Below are 14480 nucleotides of genomic sequence, written 5' to 3'. Positions count from 1 at the left end.
ACGCAGGGTAAAAAAAAGCAGCGGTAATCGCTTACCGCTGCTGGAATCTTGCCCACAGGTTCGGGTTAAACAGCGTGTTCGATCTGTTCATCCAGCAGTTGTGGAATAATATCGGCAGCATCCCGGGAAAGTTTACGTCTTTTTACGGCTCGGGATGGAGGCTGGCACAAACTACAGGCGAAGCTGCCCGCAGGCTGATGCGCGTGGGTAATAAAATTGCCGTCACAGCAGTTGCAGCGCGACAATTCAAGCATGCCGCTTTCAACAAAACGCACCAGCGTCCAGGCGCGGGTCAGCGCCAGCAGAGGTCCCTCTTCCTGCTGCGGGCATTGCTCAAGGTAAAGTTTGTAGGCTTTGATCACGGCATCAACGCCGCTGCATAACCCCGTTTTAAGCAGGTACTGCCAGGCATTACAGAACATGGAAGCATGAATGTTCTGCTCCCAGGTCATGAACCAGTCAGTGGAAAACGGCAGCATGCCTTTTGGCGGCGGGCTACCACGCAGTTCTTTGTACAGCTTGATCAGACGACCACGGCTCAACTGCGTCTCGCTTTCCAGCATTTGTAAACGCGCGCCCAGCGTGATGAGTTCCATTGCCAGCTGGATATCACGGGCTTCCTGAACAATGCTTTTTTCGCTCATTGTTAAGCCCTTTTCTTCCGGGCTACGTCATCAGGCTGGCTGATTTCGTTGAGCAGACGGGTGGAGAGAAGAATACCGGTGTGGATTTGTTGCAGATCGTCCACGCGAGATTCCTGAGTCAGACGCGTAATGGTCTGCGGGTTATCAAAACGGAACTGGCAGACAAGTTGATTGGTTTCAGCCAGCTTGACCATTTGCGGGAGGGTTAATCCACCCAGCATGGTTGCCATCTCTTCGTTAACACCCAGACGAAACATCGCTGACGGTTTGTCCTGACTAATCAAACGCTGCGCGAGCAATAAATACGACAAATTGATGTCATAAATATGTTTTAGCAACTCGGATGTATGCATTTTTCCCATCCCGAATAACCAACTATTATTTTTATGCGGAAAGACCGCACCCCGTGATGTCGCCGGGAAATCACCCGGTATAAAAAGAAAAGGCCAAATGCATAGTTGAATTTAGGTTTGTACGTCGTAAAGCGCGTGACCGGTTAACATGGCCAAAATGTCGGTTACACATTTTATCTTTTCTTACAAATAACTAAGATTTTTCCTAATTCGACGCAAACTCTACTCGTCAGTTTTGACACATACAATGCAGCCCCCCCTGGAATTTAAAAAAAATGTGATCTTCGTCACATAATTTACGCGAATGTAACCCATAAATCCATCAGCGCGACTTGTAATTTGACTGTTTATTGAGCAACCGAAGCTTGGTTATATTCTTATGGAACGAATACTCATGCAGAGGGATGAGTGGATCGGGTATGAAAATTGCTATGTCGGAGAAGCGCTGCCCTTCCGCGTCTGAACGGGCGCGAACGTCAGGGAACAGCCAGATTTAATTAAGTAAAAACAGCAGGTTAAGCTTTCAATTCGAGACAGGAGCTTCCATGGGTCAGCATCACGCTTGCGTTGACGATCGGTTAACGCGATTTAACAGCACGGAAGGCTAAATGTGTGATTTACGTTAAGTTGTTAATTACTTTCATTTTGCGCTCCCATTTCGTTATTCTTCTTATAAGAATAATTAATGAATAATTATGATAAGGTTCACACTATTGTCGCATGTAGCTCTTGCAGAAGCGGCAGATTCGCGGTAAAGCTTGAGAAACGTGTCATTCTGACATAAAAGGAGTGTGTGATGAGTTACTCCCATCTTCTTGTTTCTGTTGCGGTTTCCCCAGAAAGTCATCAACTCGTCGCCCGTGCCGTTTCCATTGCCCGCCCGAACAACGCCCGCATAAGTCTGATCACCCTGGCAGCTGAACCCGAAATGTATAACCAACTGGCAGCGCCTATGCTGGAAGATATTCGTGAGGTTCTTCAGGAAGAAACGCAGCAATTTCTGCGCGAGCTGGTTGAGCGGGCAAACTATCCTGTCCATCAGACGGTGATTGCCACCGGGGAATTAAGTGAACATATTCTCGACATTTGTCGCAAACAGAATATTGATTTGATCATTTGCGGAAATCATAACCAGAGCTTTTTTTCCCGGGCGGCATGCTCGGCAAAATCCATCGTTTCGTCAAGCCAGGTGGATGTCCTGCTGGTGCCTCTCGGGGGCAATTAATGCCCCCGAAGGAAATCAGGCGAGTTTAGGGAAGGTCGCGATCTTTTTTTGCAGATCACCTTCCTGACTTTGCGGCTGGATCGCGCGTAAATCGTCAATAAAACGCGCCTGCCAGCGGTTGATATCATTCTTGACGATGGTCTCCATCATTTCCGAATGACGTGAAATGCGTTCCGCAAGCGGCATGGTTAACGCGCGATTCAGGGCATTTGCCACGTCATCGCGATCGTAAGGGTTCACAATCAGCGCTGAGGTTAACTCGTTTGCCGCACCGGCAAATTGGGACAGCACCAGCACGCCCGGGTCAGCAGGATCTTGTGCTGCTACATACTCTTTTGCCACCAGATTCATCCCGTCGCGCAGCGGCGTGACCAGCCCGACGTCCGCATAGCGGAACACTTTCATCAGGATTTTACGCTCAAAATGCTGATTCAGATAGAAAAGTGGAGTCCAGCCGAGCTGGCCATAGCGCCCGTTGATGCGCCCTGCTTCGGTCTCAAGCTGGTGACGAATATCCTGGTAGGCCTGAACCTCACCGCGCGAGGTCGGCGCTATCTGGGTGTAGCGGATCTTGCCATGATGCTGCGGGAATTTATCCAGCAGGGTTTCATAGGCGAGGAATCGCTCCGGCAACCCTTTGGAATAATCCAGTCGTTCAACCGAAAAGATATTCTTAACGTGCTTGAGTTCGTCCTTGAGCTGGGCAAGCTTCGGCGGCAGCGGACCGTAGGCCTGCTCGGCAATTTCGTCTGGCTCAATACCGATTGGGTAGACTTCGGTATGGAAATTTCGTCCCCACGCAGTATGAGATTTACCGCCGTGAGTGACCAGCCGGGTTTTGCCCGACACGCTGTCGAGGAAGGCCAGCCTGTCATTTTCCGTCTGGAAACCGAGCAGGTCGTAATCTGACAGCGCCTCCAGGATCTCCTCGTGCTGCGGCAGCGCCGTAAAGATCTCCGGGGTCGGGAACGGAATATGCAGGAAGAAACCGATTCGGTTATTCACACCCCGTTTCCGCAACTCCCTGGCGAAGGGCAGCAGATGATAATCGTGGATCCATAAGATATCGTCTTCTTCGATCAGCGGCAGTAGTTTATCTGCCAGCAGCGCGTTGACGCGCATGTAGCCTTCATAGGATTCACGCTGGAATTTCACCAGATCCAGACGATAGTGAAACGCTGGCCACAGCACGGCGTTTGAGAACTCGGAATAATATTCATCATAGTCCTTCTCGCTAAGGGCGAAGGAGGCCCACGTGATATTGCCCCGTGACACCTTTTTTAGCGGTTTCTCTTCATTACTGATTTCCCCGCTCCAGCCAAACCAGAGACCACCCGCGGCTTTGAGGGCACCTAATACCCCGACCGCCAGGCCACCGGCACTGGCTTTTTTATCATCCGGCGGTGCGATGCGATTAGAGACGACGACTAAGCGACCCATAATGATTTCTCCCGTTGTTTTGCGCTATTTGTTGTTGTTGCTGGTTAGCGACGTCAGATATCCACTGCCAGACGCTGGCGACATTTTCCAGCCGCCATCCGGCAATGGTTTCACCAGATCCAACCTTGACAGACATGCCCTGGGCCTGGTTTACCACCCTGAACCCGGCCTCGTCGGTCAGGTCATCCCCAAAAAAGACTGGCGTACGCCCTTTGAACGGCGCTTCCGCCATAAACGCTGCAATGGCAGCGCCTTTGTTAATTCCTGCCGGTTTAATCTCGACCACACATTTACCCGGCTGTAACGCCAGCTCCGGATGGGCTTCGGCCACGCTTCTTGCTATCGAAAATATCGCCGCCTCATGATGGGGCGCCTGACGGTAGTGCAGCGCAAAAGCCATGCCTTTGGCTTCCAGTTCCGTACCGGGAAGCATTTCCAGAGCCGAAGAGAGTTGCGCATGCAGCGCCTGAATCAGCGTGTCGGGGAGTGAAACTATATGCAGTTGATCATGGATATCGCGGCGCTCCGCTCCGTGCACACCGGCCAGCGGAAAGTGATAAGGACTGGCGAGCACGTCCAGCTCGGCCATTGAGCGCCCTGAAATCAATGCCAGTGCCCCCTCGTTCTGTCGGGAGAGCTGCTGCAAATTCTCTAACACCGTGTCCGGTACAACAACGTCATCCGGATGCGGTTCAATCCCGGCGAGCGTCCCGTCGAGGTCAAAAAAGAAAGCAAATTTTCCGGGCAGTACAGGCGGTGCGGTTAACAAGTCAGCCACCCTAATCCTCCTTACAGTGAACAAAACAGCCATGTAAGTATAGACAGTGTGACGGTGCTCGCCATTTAGCAACCGGCCCGTCAACAAAACTGGCGGGCCGGTCAGGGGGTCAACTATGGTTAATAGTTGAGCAGGTTAGTGGCTAAAAATAAATCAGACGGTACGCTTCGCTTTTTGCTTGTAACGGTCGAAGATCACCGCTGCCAGCAGGATCAGGCCGCGTACGACGTACTGAGAGAACGGAGAAATATTGAGCAGGTTCATGGCGTTCTCTACGGTCCCCAGAATCAGGATCCCCGCCACCACATATGAGATTTTTCCGATGCCGCCCTTGAGGGAAACGCCCCCCAAAACGCAGGCTGAGATGACGATCAGCTCATAACCAATGGAGGTCATAGGCTGGCCGCTGGTCATGCGCGACGCCAGAATAATCCCCGCCGCCGCCGATACCAGCCCGGAAAGCACGAAGATAATGATCTTGGTCCGTACGACCGGGACACCCGCCAGACGCGCCGCCTCTTCATTGCCGCCAATCGCCAGGGTGTTTCGGCCAAAGGTGGTGCGGTTGAGCAGGAAACCGAACAGGATCAAACAGCCTACCGTCAGCCAGATTGGCGCAGGCAGCCCCAGCCAGTTGGCATAGCCCAGCGTGAAGAAACGCTCGTCTTCGATCCCGACCGCTTTGCCGTCGGAGATGATATAGGCCAGACCGCGCACGATTTGCATGGTCGCCAGCGTCGTAATCAGGGCGTTAATCTTCAGGCGCGCAATGACAAACCCGTTCACCAGGCCGCTCAACACGCCGAGCAGCAGCCCGGCCAGCACGCCGATCCACAGGCTTTCGGTCATGTTGATCACCACGGCAGTGGTGACGCCTGCACAGGCAATCACCGAGGCGACCGACAGGTCAAAATCACCGGAGGCCAGGCAGAACAGCATTCCGCAGGCCACCATGCCGGACATGGAGATAGCCAGCCCCAGCCCCTTCATATTGATGAACGTGGCGAAGTTCGGCACAAAAATCGCGCAGGCGACGAAGAGGGCAGCAAAGACCACCAGCATGCCGTACTGGTCCCAGATGCGGCCAAAACTGAAAGCCGACTTCGGCGCTCCGGATGTAGTAACAGAGGACATCATTGACTCCTTACTCAGGCGACAGCCTGGCTAACTTTAGGCATGGCGAGACTCAACGCCTGTTGTTCATTCGCCTGTTCATGCAGCAATTCACCGGCAATTTCGCCTTCACGCATCACTACAATGCGGTCGGCGACGCCCAGCACCTCGGGCAGATCGCTGGAGGCGAACAGGACCGCCACACCACGTTTTGCCAGTTCATAGATGACGTTATAGATTTCGTGTTTCGCCCCCACGTCAATACCGCGCGTTGGTTCATCCAGCAAAATGACCTTCATATCTTCCGATAGCCAGCGCCCCAGAATGGCTTTTTGCTGGTTACCGCCGGACAGGTTCATGATCAGCTGTTCAGCGCCGGGGGTTTTAATGTTCAGCGAACGGATATGGTGATCCGCGTTGCTCGCCTCCCAGCCGTCGTTAATCAGACATCCCGCGCGGATAAACTTGCGCCGGGCAGAGATGTTGATGTTGTCGCGCACCGAGTGCACCGGAATAATGCCCTCTGCCTTTCGATCCTCCGGGCAGAGCATAATCCCCGCGTTAATCGCCTGCGCAGGCTTCTGAATATCGACCTTTTTCCCGTCGACGAAAACCTGGCCCTGGGTTATGCGCGTCCCGCCAAACAGCCCTTTCATCAGCTCGCTGCGCCCTGCCCCCACAAGGCCAAACAGCCCGACGATTTCGCCGCTGCGCACCGAGAGTGAAATGGGCGTGCGCACGCCTGGGGCTTTGACGTTATCCAGACGCAGACGCTCCGGGCCATACTCGCGCGGTTTCCAGTGGTAAATGTCCCCCAGATCGCGTCCGACCATCGCCTGCACCAGCTGATCGTGATTAACCTGCTGCATATCGGTGAAGGTGCGCACGTAGCGTCCATCTTTAAACACGGTGATGGCATCGCTTAAGGCAAAAATCTCTTCCATACGGTGAGAAACGTACAGAATGATGCGGCCTTCTTTGCGCAGCTCGCGGATCACGCGAAAGAGATTTTCTATTTCACGCGCCGAGAGCGAGCTGGTTGGCTCATCGAAGGCGATAATTTTGGCGTTACGCGCCAGCGCTTTGGCAATTTCCACCATCTGCCACTGGCCGATGGAGAGATACTTAAGGGGCGTTTGCGGATCGACATCCAGCCCAAGGTGCTTGAGCTGCAAGCCCGCTTCATAATTGAGCAGCGAGCGGTTGACCACGCCGCTTTTATGCGGAAGCTGGCCCAGATAGATGTTCTCCGCCACGGTCATTTCAGGAATGAGATGCAGCTCCTGATAGATGATGGCGACGCCCGCAATTAACGCTGCCGTGGTGTCGGCAAAGGCCACCTCTTCGCCGCGAATAGCCAGCGTGCCGGTGGTGGGCGTGTAGTTGCCGCTGAGAATTTTTAGCAGCGTGGATTTTCCCGCGCCATTCTCCCCCATCAGGGCGTGAACCTGGCCGGCATAGCAGTCGAAGCTGATATCGGTCAGCGCGTTTACACCGGGGAACGTTTTACCGATGCCGCGGAAGGAGAGATACGGATCAGACTGTTGCATAACGACTCCGTGATTCCTGTAGTGTGTACGTCTGGCCCCTCACGGTGAGGGAGGGGCGCAATCACAGCGTATTACTTACCGCCCAGTCCTTTTTTCGCCAGCTCCTCTTTGAAGTTATCGCGGGTGATCAGCACCACATCGGTCACTTCAGTGAATTTCGGCGGTTCAACCCCTTTGGTCACCCAGTTGTAGAGCATTTCGCTGGATTTATAGCCGTGGACATCCGGGCTTGGCAGCAGTGAGCCATAGAAGCCGGTCGCCTGCGCTTTAGACAGTTCGCTCACGGCGTCAACGCCGTTAATGCCGATCCCGATCACGTCCGGTGCTTTAAAGCCCTGGCCTTCCGTTGCACGCACGCCGCCCAGTACGGTGTTGTCGTTCATCCCCACCACCAGCCAGTGCTTCACTTCCGGATGCTGGACGAGCATGGAGTTCGCCGCATCAAAGGCGCCCGGAATATCGTTGGATTTGGTCGGGACTTTGTAGATCTGTTTTTCCGGGAAGCCAGCCGCTTTCAGGGCGTCCATGGACCCGGTGGTACGACGACGGGCGGTGTCCAGCTCGTCAGCGGTAATGGCCATCACGGCGGTCTCTTTGACATCCCAGCCGCGTTTTTGCATCTCTTTATAGAGCTCCTGGCCCTGACGCTCACCGATTTTAGTGGCCGCCATCATTACCAGCGGAACGGTATCCATCGGTTTACCTTTGGCGTTCACGAACTGATCGTCCACCGCAATCACTTTCATGTCGTAACCGCGCGCTTTCGCGGCAATCGCTGACCCCAGTTTTGGATCCGGCGTACAGATAACGAAACCTTTCGCACCGCTGGCCGCCAGGCTATCAATGGCGTTCAGCGTTTTCTCACCGTCAGGTACGGCGATTTTAATTACCTCAAATCCCAAATCTTTTCCGGCTTTATCAGCAAATTTCCATTCGGTCTGGAACCACGGTTCTTCAGGCTGTTTAACCAGAAAACCGAGCTTTAAATTTTCAGCGATAGCGGATTGTGACATAACGGCAGCCAGGCCGATGGCCGCCAGCGCTTTAGTAAATTTGTGCATGGTAAACTCCAGCTTAAGCATTCTTATCTGTAGGGAATAATGGCGAACAACTTATTTAATCGGACTTAAAACAAGGCATTAGCGCTTACCTTGTTATAAGCGTTATTGCTGGAGATAGTTTTAGCGGGAAATTAATCATCCATAAGAGAGCGACATCACACCGCAGAATTACAGTAATTGCGTACATAAATTCAGCGGAAAATGACATAAAAAAGGACGTAATTGTCCTACAAATGGAAAGGAGTTAAGCAGGATTATCCATAAGGTCAGCTAAGAAATCCCTGTAACCCGGACGCCTTAGCGTCCGGCAGAAAATTTACCAGCGGTAATAGATGTGTTCAGCATGATCGCGCACGGGGGTGTCGTCACCCAACAAACGAGCAGAGAGCGTCAGCGCAAAGTCAAAAGCGTGCCCCAGCCCCTTGCCGCTGATGAGGTTATTATCCTCCACGACCGGCGCATCTACATATACTCCATCATCAACGCTCTGCCACAGATCGCCGGAACAGACGTAGCGGCGCCCCTTCAGTAGCCCGTTACCGCCCAGCACCCGCGCGGCCGCAGAGCAGATCGGGCAGATAAGTTTGCCGTGCTCGTCATGGGCGGAAACAAAGCGGATCACCTCCTGGTTAGCAGCAAGATTGACGCTCCCCTGCGGCCCACCGGGCAACACGACCGCGTCATACAGCCTATTAATGCGCTCCGTTAACGTACTGTCAGCCACCATGGGGATATTATGGTAACTCACTACCGCACGGGACTCCGCGCAGGCCAGCGTCTCCACCTCAATCTGTAAACGCCGCAGAATATCAATAGTGATAATCGCTTCTGCTTCTTCAAAACCAGGTGCCAGCAGCACCGCAACGTTAGCCATCATAAACCTCAAATAATGAAACAATGTAAAACATCGTTTCATTTTCTCGCGTTATCAGATCACAATCTTGCGCCGCGATCACAGAACCGTATATTGAGTGAAAATTGATTTAGCTCAAATTTGATACGACAGGATATATTTGCAAATATTATTTCTGATTTATCACTTTTACAGAATTTCCCGCCAAAGAACGTTTACTGAAACGATAAAAATGAGCAAAATTAATTTTACACCCTTTTAAATCAACATGTTATATAATTACCAATCTCGTAACCTTCTTTCTATTCTGGGCTATATTTAAATTTGTAATCTATGGTAAACACAGCCCAATTAAGAGTTTTCTTAAGTCGAAGAGAAGCGTATGCTTATTTAAATCGAACACAGGAAGTGAATTTTCGAGTTTTTACCTTGCAGAAATCTATTTCTGCCATTCAATCGTCAATACCTGCCGGGTCAGGTTAAGTAGCGGACATCAAGTCCCACAGTCAATAAGGATATGAGAATGACTACCCAAACGATGATGCAAAAACTGAATGCCCAGATGAACCTGGAGTTTTATGCTTCAAATCTGCATCTGCATTTGAGCGCGTGGTGTTCCAGAAAAAGCCTCAACGGCACTGCCACCTTCTTTCGTACTCAGGCGCAAAGTAACGTCACGCACATGATGCGTGTCTTTAACTTTTTGAAAGCTGTCGGGGCAAACCCTACCGTCAAAGAGCTTGAAACGATTGAAGATAATTACACTTCTCTGGAAGAACTGTTCCAGAAAACGCTCGAAGAGTATGAGCAACGCTGTGCGAAGCTGAGCAAACTGGCTGATGAAGCCAAAGCGCAACGGGACATCATTACCCTCACGTTTTTACGCGATATGGACAGAGAGCAGCAGCAGGATGGCATGCTGCTAAAGACGCTCGCAGATGAAATCCGCAACGCGAAACGTGCGGGGATTTGTCTGGAGCAGACGGACCGCCATCTTCTCGACATAGCTACCGTGCAACACCACTAAGTCCCTTCACCCGCTCCCGTCAGGGGGTGGGTACCAACTCCCTGCTTTTGCTGACATTTAACAAATCAGATCTTGCTCCCAATGAATAACCACACATCGTGTAATGATTTGTTTAATTACATTCATTGACGAGGGAGCATCATGATCACCATTGAGTTTATTGTCATTATCCTCTGCCTGCTGATAGGCACCCGCTTCGGCGGGATGGGCCTGGGGCTGATAAGCGGTATCGGCCTGTTTATTTTAAGTTTTGTCTTTGGTCTGCAACCCGGTAAACCACCGGTTGACGTGATGCTCACAATCCTCGCCGTCATCGGCTGTGCGGCCACGCTACAGACCGCCGGTGGCCTGAATGTAATGATGCAGTTTGCAGAGCGCCTGCTGCGTAAACACCCCCAGCACATCACCCTTCTCGCACCGTTTACCACCTGGATGTTGACCTTCCTCTGCGGGACCGGTCACGTCGTCTATACCATGTTTCCCATTATCGCGGATATCGCCCTGAAAAAAGGCATTCGCCCGGAACGGCCGATGGCGGTGGCCTCGGTGGCCTCTCAGATGGCGATCACCGCCTCCCCCGTTTCCGTGGCCGTCGTTTCGCTGGTCTCGATTCTGGGTGCGCAGCACGGCATCGGTCACGCGTGGGGGATCCTCGAAATCCTCGCCGTTTCCGTACCGGCCTCACTGTCTGGCGTCGCCATTGCGGCACTGTGGAGCCTGCGCCGGGGGAAAAACCTCGCAGACGATACTGAATTTCAGGAAAAGCTGAAAGATCCGAAACAGCGGGAGTTTATCTATGGAGGAACGGAGACGTTGATGGATCAGCGTTTCCCGAAACAGGCCTACTGGTCAACGTGGATCTTCTTCGCCGGGATTGCCGTTGTGGTCCTGCTGGGTGCGCTGCCCGAGCTGCGTCCGGCGTTTGAGATCAAAGGGAAAATGACAGCCCTGTCGATGAACCTTGTCATTCAAATGATGATGCTGATCGCCGGGGCCATCATGCTGATGACCTGCAAGGTGAATGCGTCGGCCATTTCAAACGGGGCGGTATTTAAGGCGGGGATGGTCGCGATTTTCTCGGTGTTTGGTGTGGCGTGGATGAGCGATACCTTTTTTCAGGCGCATCTCGACGAGTTGAAAATGGCGCTGGAGGGGGTGGTGAAGAGTCATCCCTGGACGTATGCCATCGTGCTGTTCCTGGTATCAAAACTGGTCAACAGCCAGGCTGCGGCCTTGACCGCGGTCGCCCCGATGGGGTTGATGCTGGGCATCGATCCGAAAATGCTGGTGGCCTTCTTCCCGGCATCCTACGGCTACTTTGTGCTGCCGACCTATCCGAGCGATCTGGCCTGTATCGGATTCGATCGCTCCGGTACCACCCGCATCGGTAAATTCATCATCAACCACAGCTTTATTCTGCCGGGGCTGATTGGCGTCAGCTGTGCCTGCGTGGTGAGCTATCTGCTGGTGCAGACGTTCTTCTGATCCTTCTGCGGGCGACAGGCTTTGTCGCCCTTCGACGTAAAAGCAGAAAAGGGTTTCTAATTTTAAAACATCGGTTTATTTTAGTGTGACTCACCCTGCGGTGTGAAGCGGAGTTCAATCAGCGCAATCGCTTTCTGGATCGCGCGGAGCGTAACCGGGTCCGCCGCAGCAGGATGGTTGGTGAAATCGATGTTTTTCAGTTGGGTCGACATCTTTTCGCGTACCTCAACCGGCGCGATAACGTCAATCACATCAAGGATTTGTTTGATAACCAGCTGGCAGGCGACGACGTCAGATACCAGTTCCTGATCGGCGCTCAGGTTTTGTGACATGGGGTTCTCCTTATTCAAAGGCCGCCATAGTAGCAAAACAGACGCCCTTCCATCTCCCTCTCGTCGTCCGCAGACATAAAAAAACCTGCCGAAGCAGGTTTTTTTATCAGAACATCGCACCCGGTGGGACGTCTTTAAACGTTGTGCAGTAGTTTGCCCACATGCTTTTCAGGATTTTGCGCAGTTTCATTATGTTGCTCCAGTAACGTGTTATGCAGGTGTTATTGTCAATACGCTTATAATATGACCACCATCACAAAAATCAACCATTTTGTGACCTGCATCACGGTTATTAAACCCTCAGTGCTGCTGGTTTGTTAAAAAAAGCCATGATAAATCTGCACGTTACAGTCTTATAAATTCCAGTAAATGTTTATAAAATTTTTTGAGCGGGCAGGAAGAGAATGAGTGAAAACGTATCCGGCAAAGAGAGCCGTGGATTATCGCCTGCGGCGCTGCTGGTGGCCGGTGCTTTCTTTATGGAGTTTCTGGACGGGACGGTGATTGCCACCGCGCTGCCGGACATGGCAAAAAGCTTCGGTGTACAGGCCGTGGATCTGAATATCGGCATCAGCGCCTACCTGATCACCCTGGCCGTGCTGATCCCCGCCAGCGGCTGGATCGCCGACCGCTTCGGCGCGCGAAAAGTGTTTGCCCTCGCGCTGGCAATCTTCACGCTGGCCTCGGTATTTTGCGGCCTGTCCACCACGCTCGATCAGTTCGTCGCGATGCGCGTCCTTCAGGGCATGGGTGGCGCGCTGATGGTGCCCGTGGGTCGCCTGGCCGTGCTACGCACCACGCCAAAACATCAGCTCATCACGGCAATCGCCACCCTGACGTGGCCTGCGCTGGTCGCGCCGATCATCGGCCCGCCGCTGGGTGGGTTCATTACCAGCTATGCCGACTGGCGCTGGATCTTCTTTATTAACGTGCCGCTGGGGATAATCGCCATTTTGCTGGCACTGCGCATCATTCCAGACCTGCATGAAGATACGCGCCGACCGTTTGATTTACCGGGTTTTGTTGTCACCACCCTTGCCATGGTGAGCCTGGTTTATGCGATGGAGTTGATGGGCGCAGAGCCACTGCGGACAGGATTAACCGCCACGCTGTTTATCGTCGGTATCGTCGCGTTAAGTCTGGCACTGCGTCACTTTAAGCGGGCAACCTGGCCGATGATCAGACTCGATGCGATGCAGGTGCCGACGTTTCGCGTCACCCTGTACGGCGGATCGCTGTTTCGCGCCTCCATCAGCGCGGTTCCGTTCCTGTTACCGCTGATGTTCCAGGTCGGCTTTGGCATGGACGCGTTCCATTCGGGCCTGCTGGTGCTGGCGGTTTTCGTTGGCAATCTCACCATTAAACCGGCGACGACGCCGCTTATCCGCAGCCTGGGGTTTAAGCGGCTGTTGCTGATTAACGGTGCGTTGAATGTCCTGGCGTTGCTGGCCTGCGCGTTTCTGACGCCGCAGACGCCCGCGTGGCTCGTCATGCTGATCCTCTATCTGGGCGGCGTTTTCCGTTCGATTCAGTTTACAGCCATCAGTACGCTGGCTTTTGCGGATGTGCCATCGGTGCAGATGAGCTATGCCAATACTCTGTTTTCAACCGCAACGCAGCTTGCCGTGGGGCTTGGGATCACGCTCGGGGCGATTGGTATTCGTATCGGGGAAAAAGTCAGTGAGGCGATGGGGATTGCCGGCATGCCGGGAATGAGCTTCCGGCTGGCATTTGTGGCGATCGCACTAATCTGCCTGGTGGGAATGGTTGACACGCTGCGTCTGACCAAAGATGCAGGCAGCGCGGTCTCATCGAAAAAGTAACGCTATCTGCCGGGCAGGCAACGCACCGCCCGGCAAAACGGAATCAGCCAACAATACCGCGCACGAAGGCTTCGATCTCTTTGTCCTGGCAGTTCTCGAAGAAGCACTGCTGGAAGCGCTGGCCTGAGACGGCGGTTTTAACCAGCTCAGGATCGATTGCTCGCAGGGTATCCAGATAGTTTTCTTTCACCACCGCCGCTTTCACCTGGTTCAGGATCCCGGCGTTACGCACCTGCGGCTCTTTACGCTCTGGTGGATAACCTTCGCCATTGCGTCCGGTAAACGCTTTCTCAAAGATAAAGCGTACGTTCAGTTCTGCCCCCCAGCCGAAGCCCTTCGCAAAAGGCAGAGAAAGCGCGTTACCGTTGTTGATTTGCGCAAACAGGAAGGCATCCGCAGGATCGATGCAGTAACCGCAAATCACACCCGGATGGATGTTCAGGGACATCAACGCGCCCTGCCCGGTACCGCAGCCGGTGACAACAAAATCGACAGCTTTAGCGTTAAGCAGAATGCTCGCCATGATGCCCAGGTGAATATAGGTGAGATGATGATCGTTCTCATCACTCATACCGACGTTATAGACCGGGAAACCTTTCTCATCAGCAACGGCTTTCAGCTCATTAAGGATGATGGGATTTTTAGCGGCCTGGCTGTTTTCCATCATCAGTGCAATTTTCATCTTGTCTCTCCTGAATGCATGGCGGGCGATCCCGCTGTGGATACTTTTTCCACTTAACCTTACTATCAAACAAACACACTTTCAAATTAAGTGAAAACTTGTTTTAAAAAACAA

The 14480-nt window shown here is 52.8% G+C and carries 15 protein-coding genes; 4 read left to right on the top strand and 11 right to left on the bottom strand.

All coding sequences use genetic code 11. The features are described 5' to 3' along the window. Positions 1-65: 65 nt before the first annotated feature. On the bottom strand, positions 66-644 hold the full coding sequence (gene flhC / locus SK53_RS03045) for a flagellar transcriptional regulator FlhC (protein WP_003859695.1): 579 nt from the start codon (positions 642-644) through the stop codon (positions 66-68). Positions 645-646: 2 nt separating this feature from the next. Next, positions 647-997 carry a flagellar transcriptional regulator FlhD gene (flhD, locus tag SK53_RS03040; RefSeq protein ID WP_003859693.1) on the bottom strand — a complete coding sequence of 117 codons (351 nt, stop codon included), beginning with the start codon at positions 995-997 and terminating at the stop codon, positions 647-649. Between the two features lie 796 nt (positions 998-1793). On the opposite strand from flhD, the gene uspC reads away from it, so the two are divergent. Beyond that, positions 1794-2222, top strand: coding sequence for a universal stress protein UspC (uspC, locus tag SK53_RS03035; protein WP_048208494.1), 429 nt, complete (start codon positions 1794-1796; stop codon positions 2220-2222). A 15-nt stretch (positions 2223-2237) separates the two neighbouring features. Here the strand turns inward: uspC and otsA are convergent, their stop codons facing one another. From otsA to SK53_RS03005, 6 genes are all read right to left on the bottom strand, one after another. Beyond that, on the bottom strand, positions 2238-3662 hold the full coding sequence (gene otsA, locus SK53_RS03030) for an alpha,alpha-trehalose-phosphate synthase (RefSeq protein WP_048208492.1): 1425 nt from the start codon (positions 3660-3662) through the stop codon (positions 2238-2240). After that, complete coding sequence (gene otsB / locus SK53_RS03025) at positions 3637-4440, bottom strand: trehalose-phosphatase (RefSeq protein ID WP_023314361.1); 804 nt, start codon at positions 4438-4440, stop codon at positions 3637-3639. Before otsB ends, otsA begins: the two co-directional genes overlap by 26 nt. Before the next feature lie 153 nt (positions 4441-4593). Next, positions 4594-5574 (bottom strand): arabinose ABC transporter permease AraH, encoded by a 981-nt coding sequence (gene araH, locus SK53_RS03020; protein WP_003859689.1) that lies wholly within the window; start codon positions 5572-5574, stop codon positions 4594-4596. 14 nt (positions 5575-5588) lie between these two features. Continuing rightward, positions 5589-7103, bottom strand: coding sequence for an L-arabinose ABC transporter ATP-binding protein AraG (gene araG, locus SK53_RS03015; RefSeq protein ID WP_032609545.1), 1515 nt, complete (start codon positions 7101-7103; stop codon positions 5589-5591). Between the two features lie 71 nt (positions 7104-7174). Further along, complete coding sequence (gene araF / locus SK53_RS03010; protein WP_017384422.1) at positions 7175-8164, bottom strand: arabinose ABC transporter substrate-binding protein AraF; 990 nt, start codon at positions 8162-8164, stop codon at positions 7175-7177. A gap of 316 nt (positions 8165-8480) precedes the next feature. After that, positions 8481-9038, bottom strand: coding sequence for a DJ-1/PfpI family protein (locus SK53_RS03005; protein ID WP_045329949.1), 558 nt, complete (start codon positions 9036-9038; stop codon positions 8481-8483). A gap of 502 nt (positions 9039-9540) precedes the next feature. On the opposite strand from SK53_RS03005, the gene SK53_RS03000 reads away from it, so the two are divergent. Together SK53_RS03000 and SK53_RS02995 are read left to right on the top strand one after the other, a co-directional pair. Next, entirely contained in the window at positions 9541-10044 is a 504-nt protein-coding gene (locus SK53_RS03000; protein WP_032609548.1) for a non-heme ferritin-like protein, read from the top strand. Between the two features lie 141 nt (positions 10045-10185). Next, a complete protein-coding gene (locus tag SK53_RS02995; RefSeq protein WP_003859684.1) occupies positions 10186-11529 on the top strand; it encodes an anaerobic C4-dicarboxylate transporter in 1344 nt (447 codons plus the stop codon). Between the two features lie 80 nt (positions 11530-11609). Here the strand turns inward: SK53_RS02995 and SK53_RS02990 are convergent, their stop codons facing one another. Next, on the bottom strand, positions 11610-11861 hold the full coding sequence (locus tag SK53_RS02990; protein ID WP_003859683.1) for a DUF2766 family protein: 252 nt from the start codon (positions 11859-11861) through the stop codon (positions 11610-11612). A 106-nt stretch (positions 11862-11967) separates the two neighbouring features. Next, positions 11968-12051 (bottom strand): stress response protein AzuC, encoded by an 84-nt coding sequence (gene azuC, locus SK53_RS23485; protein ID WP_003859682.1) that lies wholly within the window; start codon positions 12049-12051, stop codon positions 11968-11970. Positions 12052-12265: 214 nt separating this feature from the next. Here azuC and SK53_RS02985 point away from each other — a divergent pair, with 214 nt between their 5' ends. Next, on the top strand, positions 12266-13684 hold the full coding sequence (locus tag SK53_RS02985; RefSeq protein WP_032609552.1) for an MFS transporter: 1419 nt from the start codon (positions 12266-12268) through the stop codon (positions 13682-13684). A gap of 43 nt (positions 13685-13727) precedes the next feature. On the opposite strand, the gene SK53_RS02980 is transcribed toward SK53_RS02985, so the two are convergent. Then, a complete protein-coding gene (locus SK53_RS02980; RefSeq protein ID WP_003859680.1) occupies positions 13728-14366 on the bottom strand; it encodes an RpiB/LacA/LacB family sugar-phosphate isomerase in 639 nt (212 codons plus the stop codon). Positions 14367-14480 lie beyond the last annotated feature (114 nt).

This window comes from Enterobacter sp. MGH119, assembly GCF_001037675.1.
Lineage (GTDB): Bacteria > Pseudomonadota > Gammaproteobacteria > Enterobacterales > Enterobacteriaceae > Enterobacter > Enterobacter hormaechei_C.
This window is presented reverse-complemented; position numbering and strand designations above follow the sequence as displayed.

Excerpts from the sequence above, each read along its gene's own strand:
- flhC (WP_003859695.1), bottom strand. The coding sequence starts at position 644 with ATGAGCGAAAAAAGCATTGTTCAGGAAGCCCGTGATATCCAGCTGGCA.
- flhD (WP_003859693.1), bottom strand. The coding sequence starts at position 997 with ATGCATACATCCGAGTTGCTAAAACATATTTATGACATCAATTTGTCG.
- uspC (WP_048208494.1), top strand. The coding sequence starts at position 1,794 with ATGAGTTACTCCCATCTTCTTGTTTCTGTTGCGGTTTCCCCAGAAAGT.
- otsA (WP_048208492.1), bottom strand. The coding sequence starts at position 3,662 with ATGGGTCGCTTAGTCGTCGTCTCTAATCGCATCGCACCGCCGGATGAT.
- araH (WP_003859689.1), bottom strand. The coding sequence starts at position 5,574 with ATGTCCTCTGTTACTACATCCGGAGCGCCGAAGTCGGCTTTCAGTTTT.
- araG (WP_032609545.1), bottom strand. The coding sequence starts at position 7,103 with ATGCAACAGTCTGATCCGTATCTCTCCTTCCGCGGCATCGGTAAAACG.
- araF (WP_017384422.1), bottom strand. The coding sequence starts at position 8,164 with ATGCACAAATTTACTAAAGCGCTGGCGGCCATCGGCCTGGCTGCCGTT.
- SK53_RS03005 (WP_045329949.1), bottom strand. The coding sequence starts at position 9,038 with ATGGCTAACGTTGCGGTGCTGCTGGCACCTGGTTTTGAAGAAGCAGAA.
- SK53_RS03000 (WP_032609548.1), top strand. The coding sequence starts at position 9,541 with ATGACTACCCAAACGATGATGCAAAAACTGAATGCCCAGATGAACCTG.
- SK53_RS02995 (WP_003859684.1), top strand. The coding sequence starts at position 10,186 with ATGATCACCATTGAGTTTATTGTCATTATCCTCTGCCTGCTGATAGGC.
- SK53_RS02990 (WP_003859683.1), bottom strand. The coding sequence starts at position 11,861 with ATGTCACAAAACCTGAGCGCCGATCAGGAACTGGTATCTGACGTCGTC.
- azuC (WP_003859682.1), bottom strand. The coding sequence starts at position 12,051 with ATGAAACTGCGCAAAATCCTGAAAAGCATGTGGGCAAACTACTGCACA.
- SK53_RS02985 (WP_032609552.1), top strand. The coding sequence starts at position 12,266 with ATGAGTGAAAACGTATCCGGCAAAGAGAGCCGTGGATTATCGCCTGCG.
- SK53_RS02980 (WP_003859680.1), bottom strand. The coding sequence starts at position 14,366 with ATGAAAATTGCACTGATGATGGAAAACAGCCAGGCCGCTAAAAATCCC.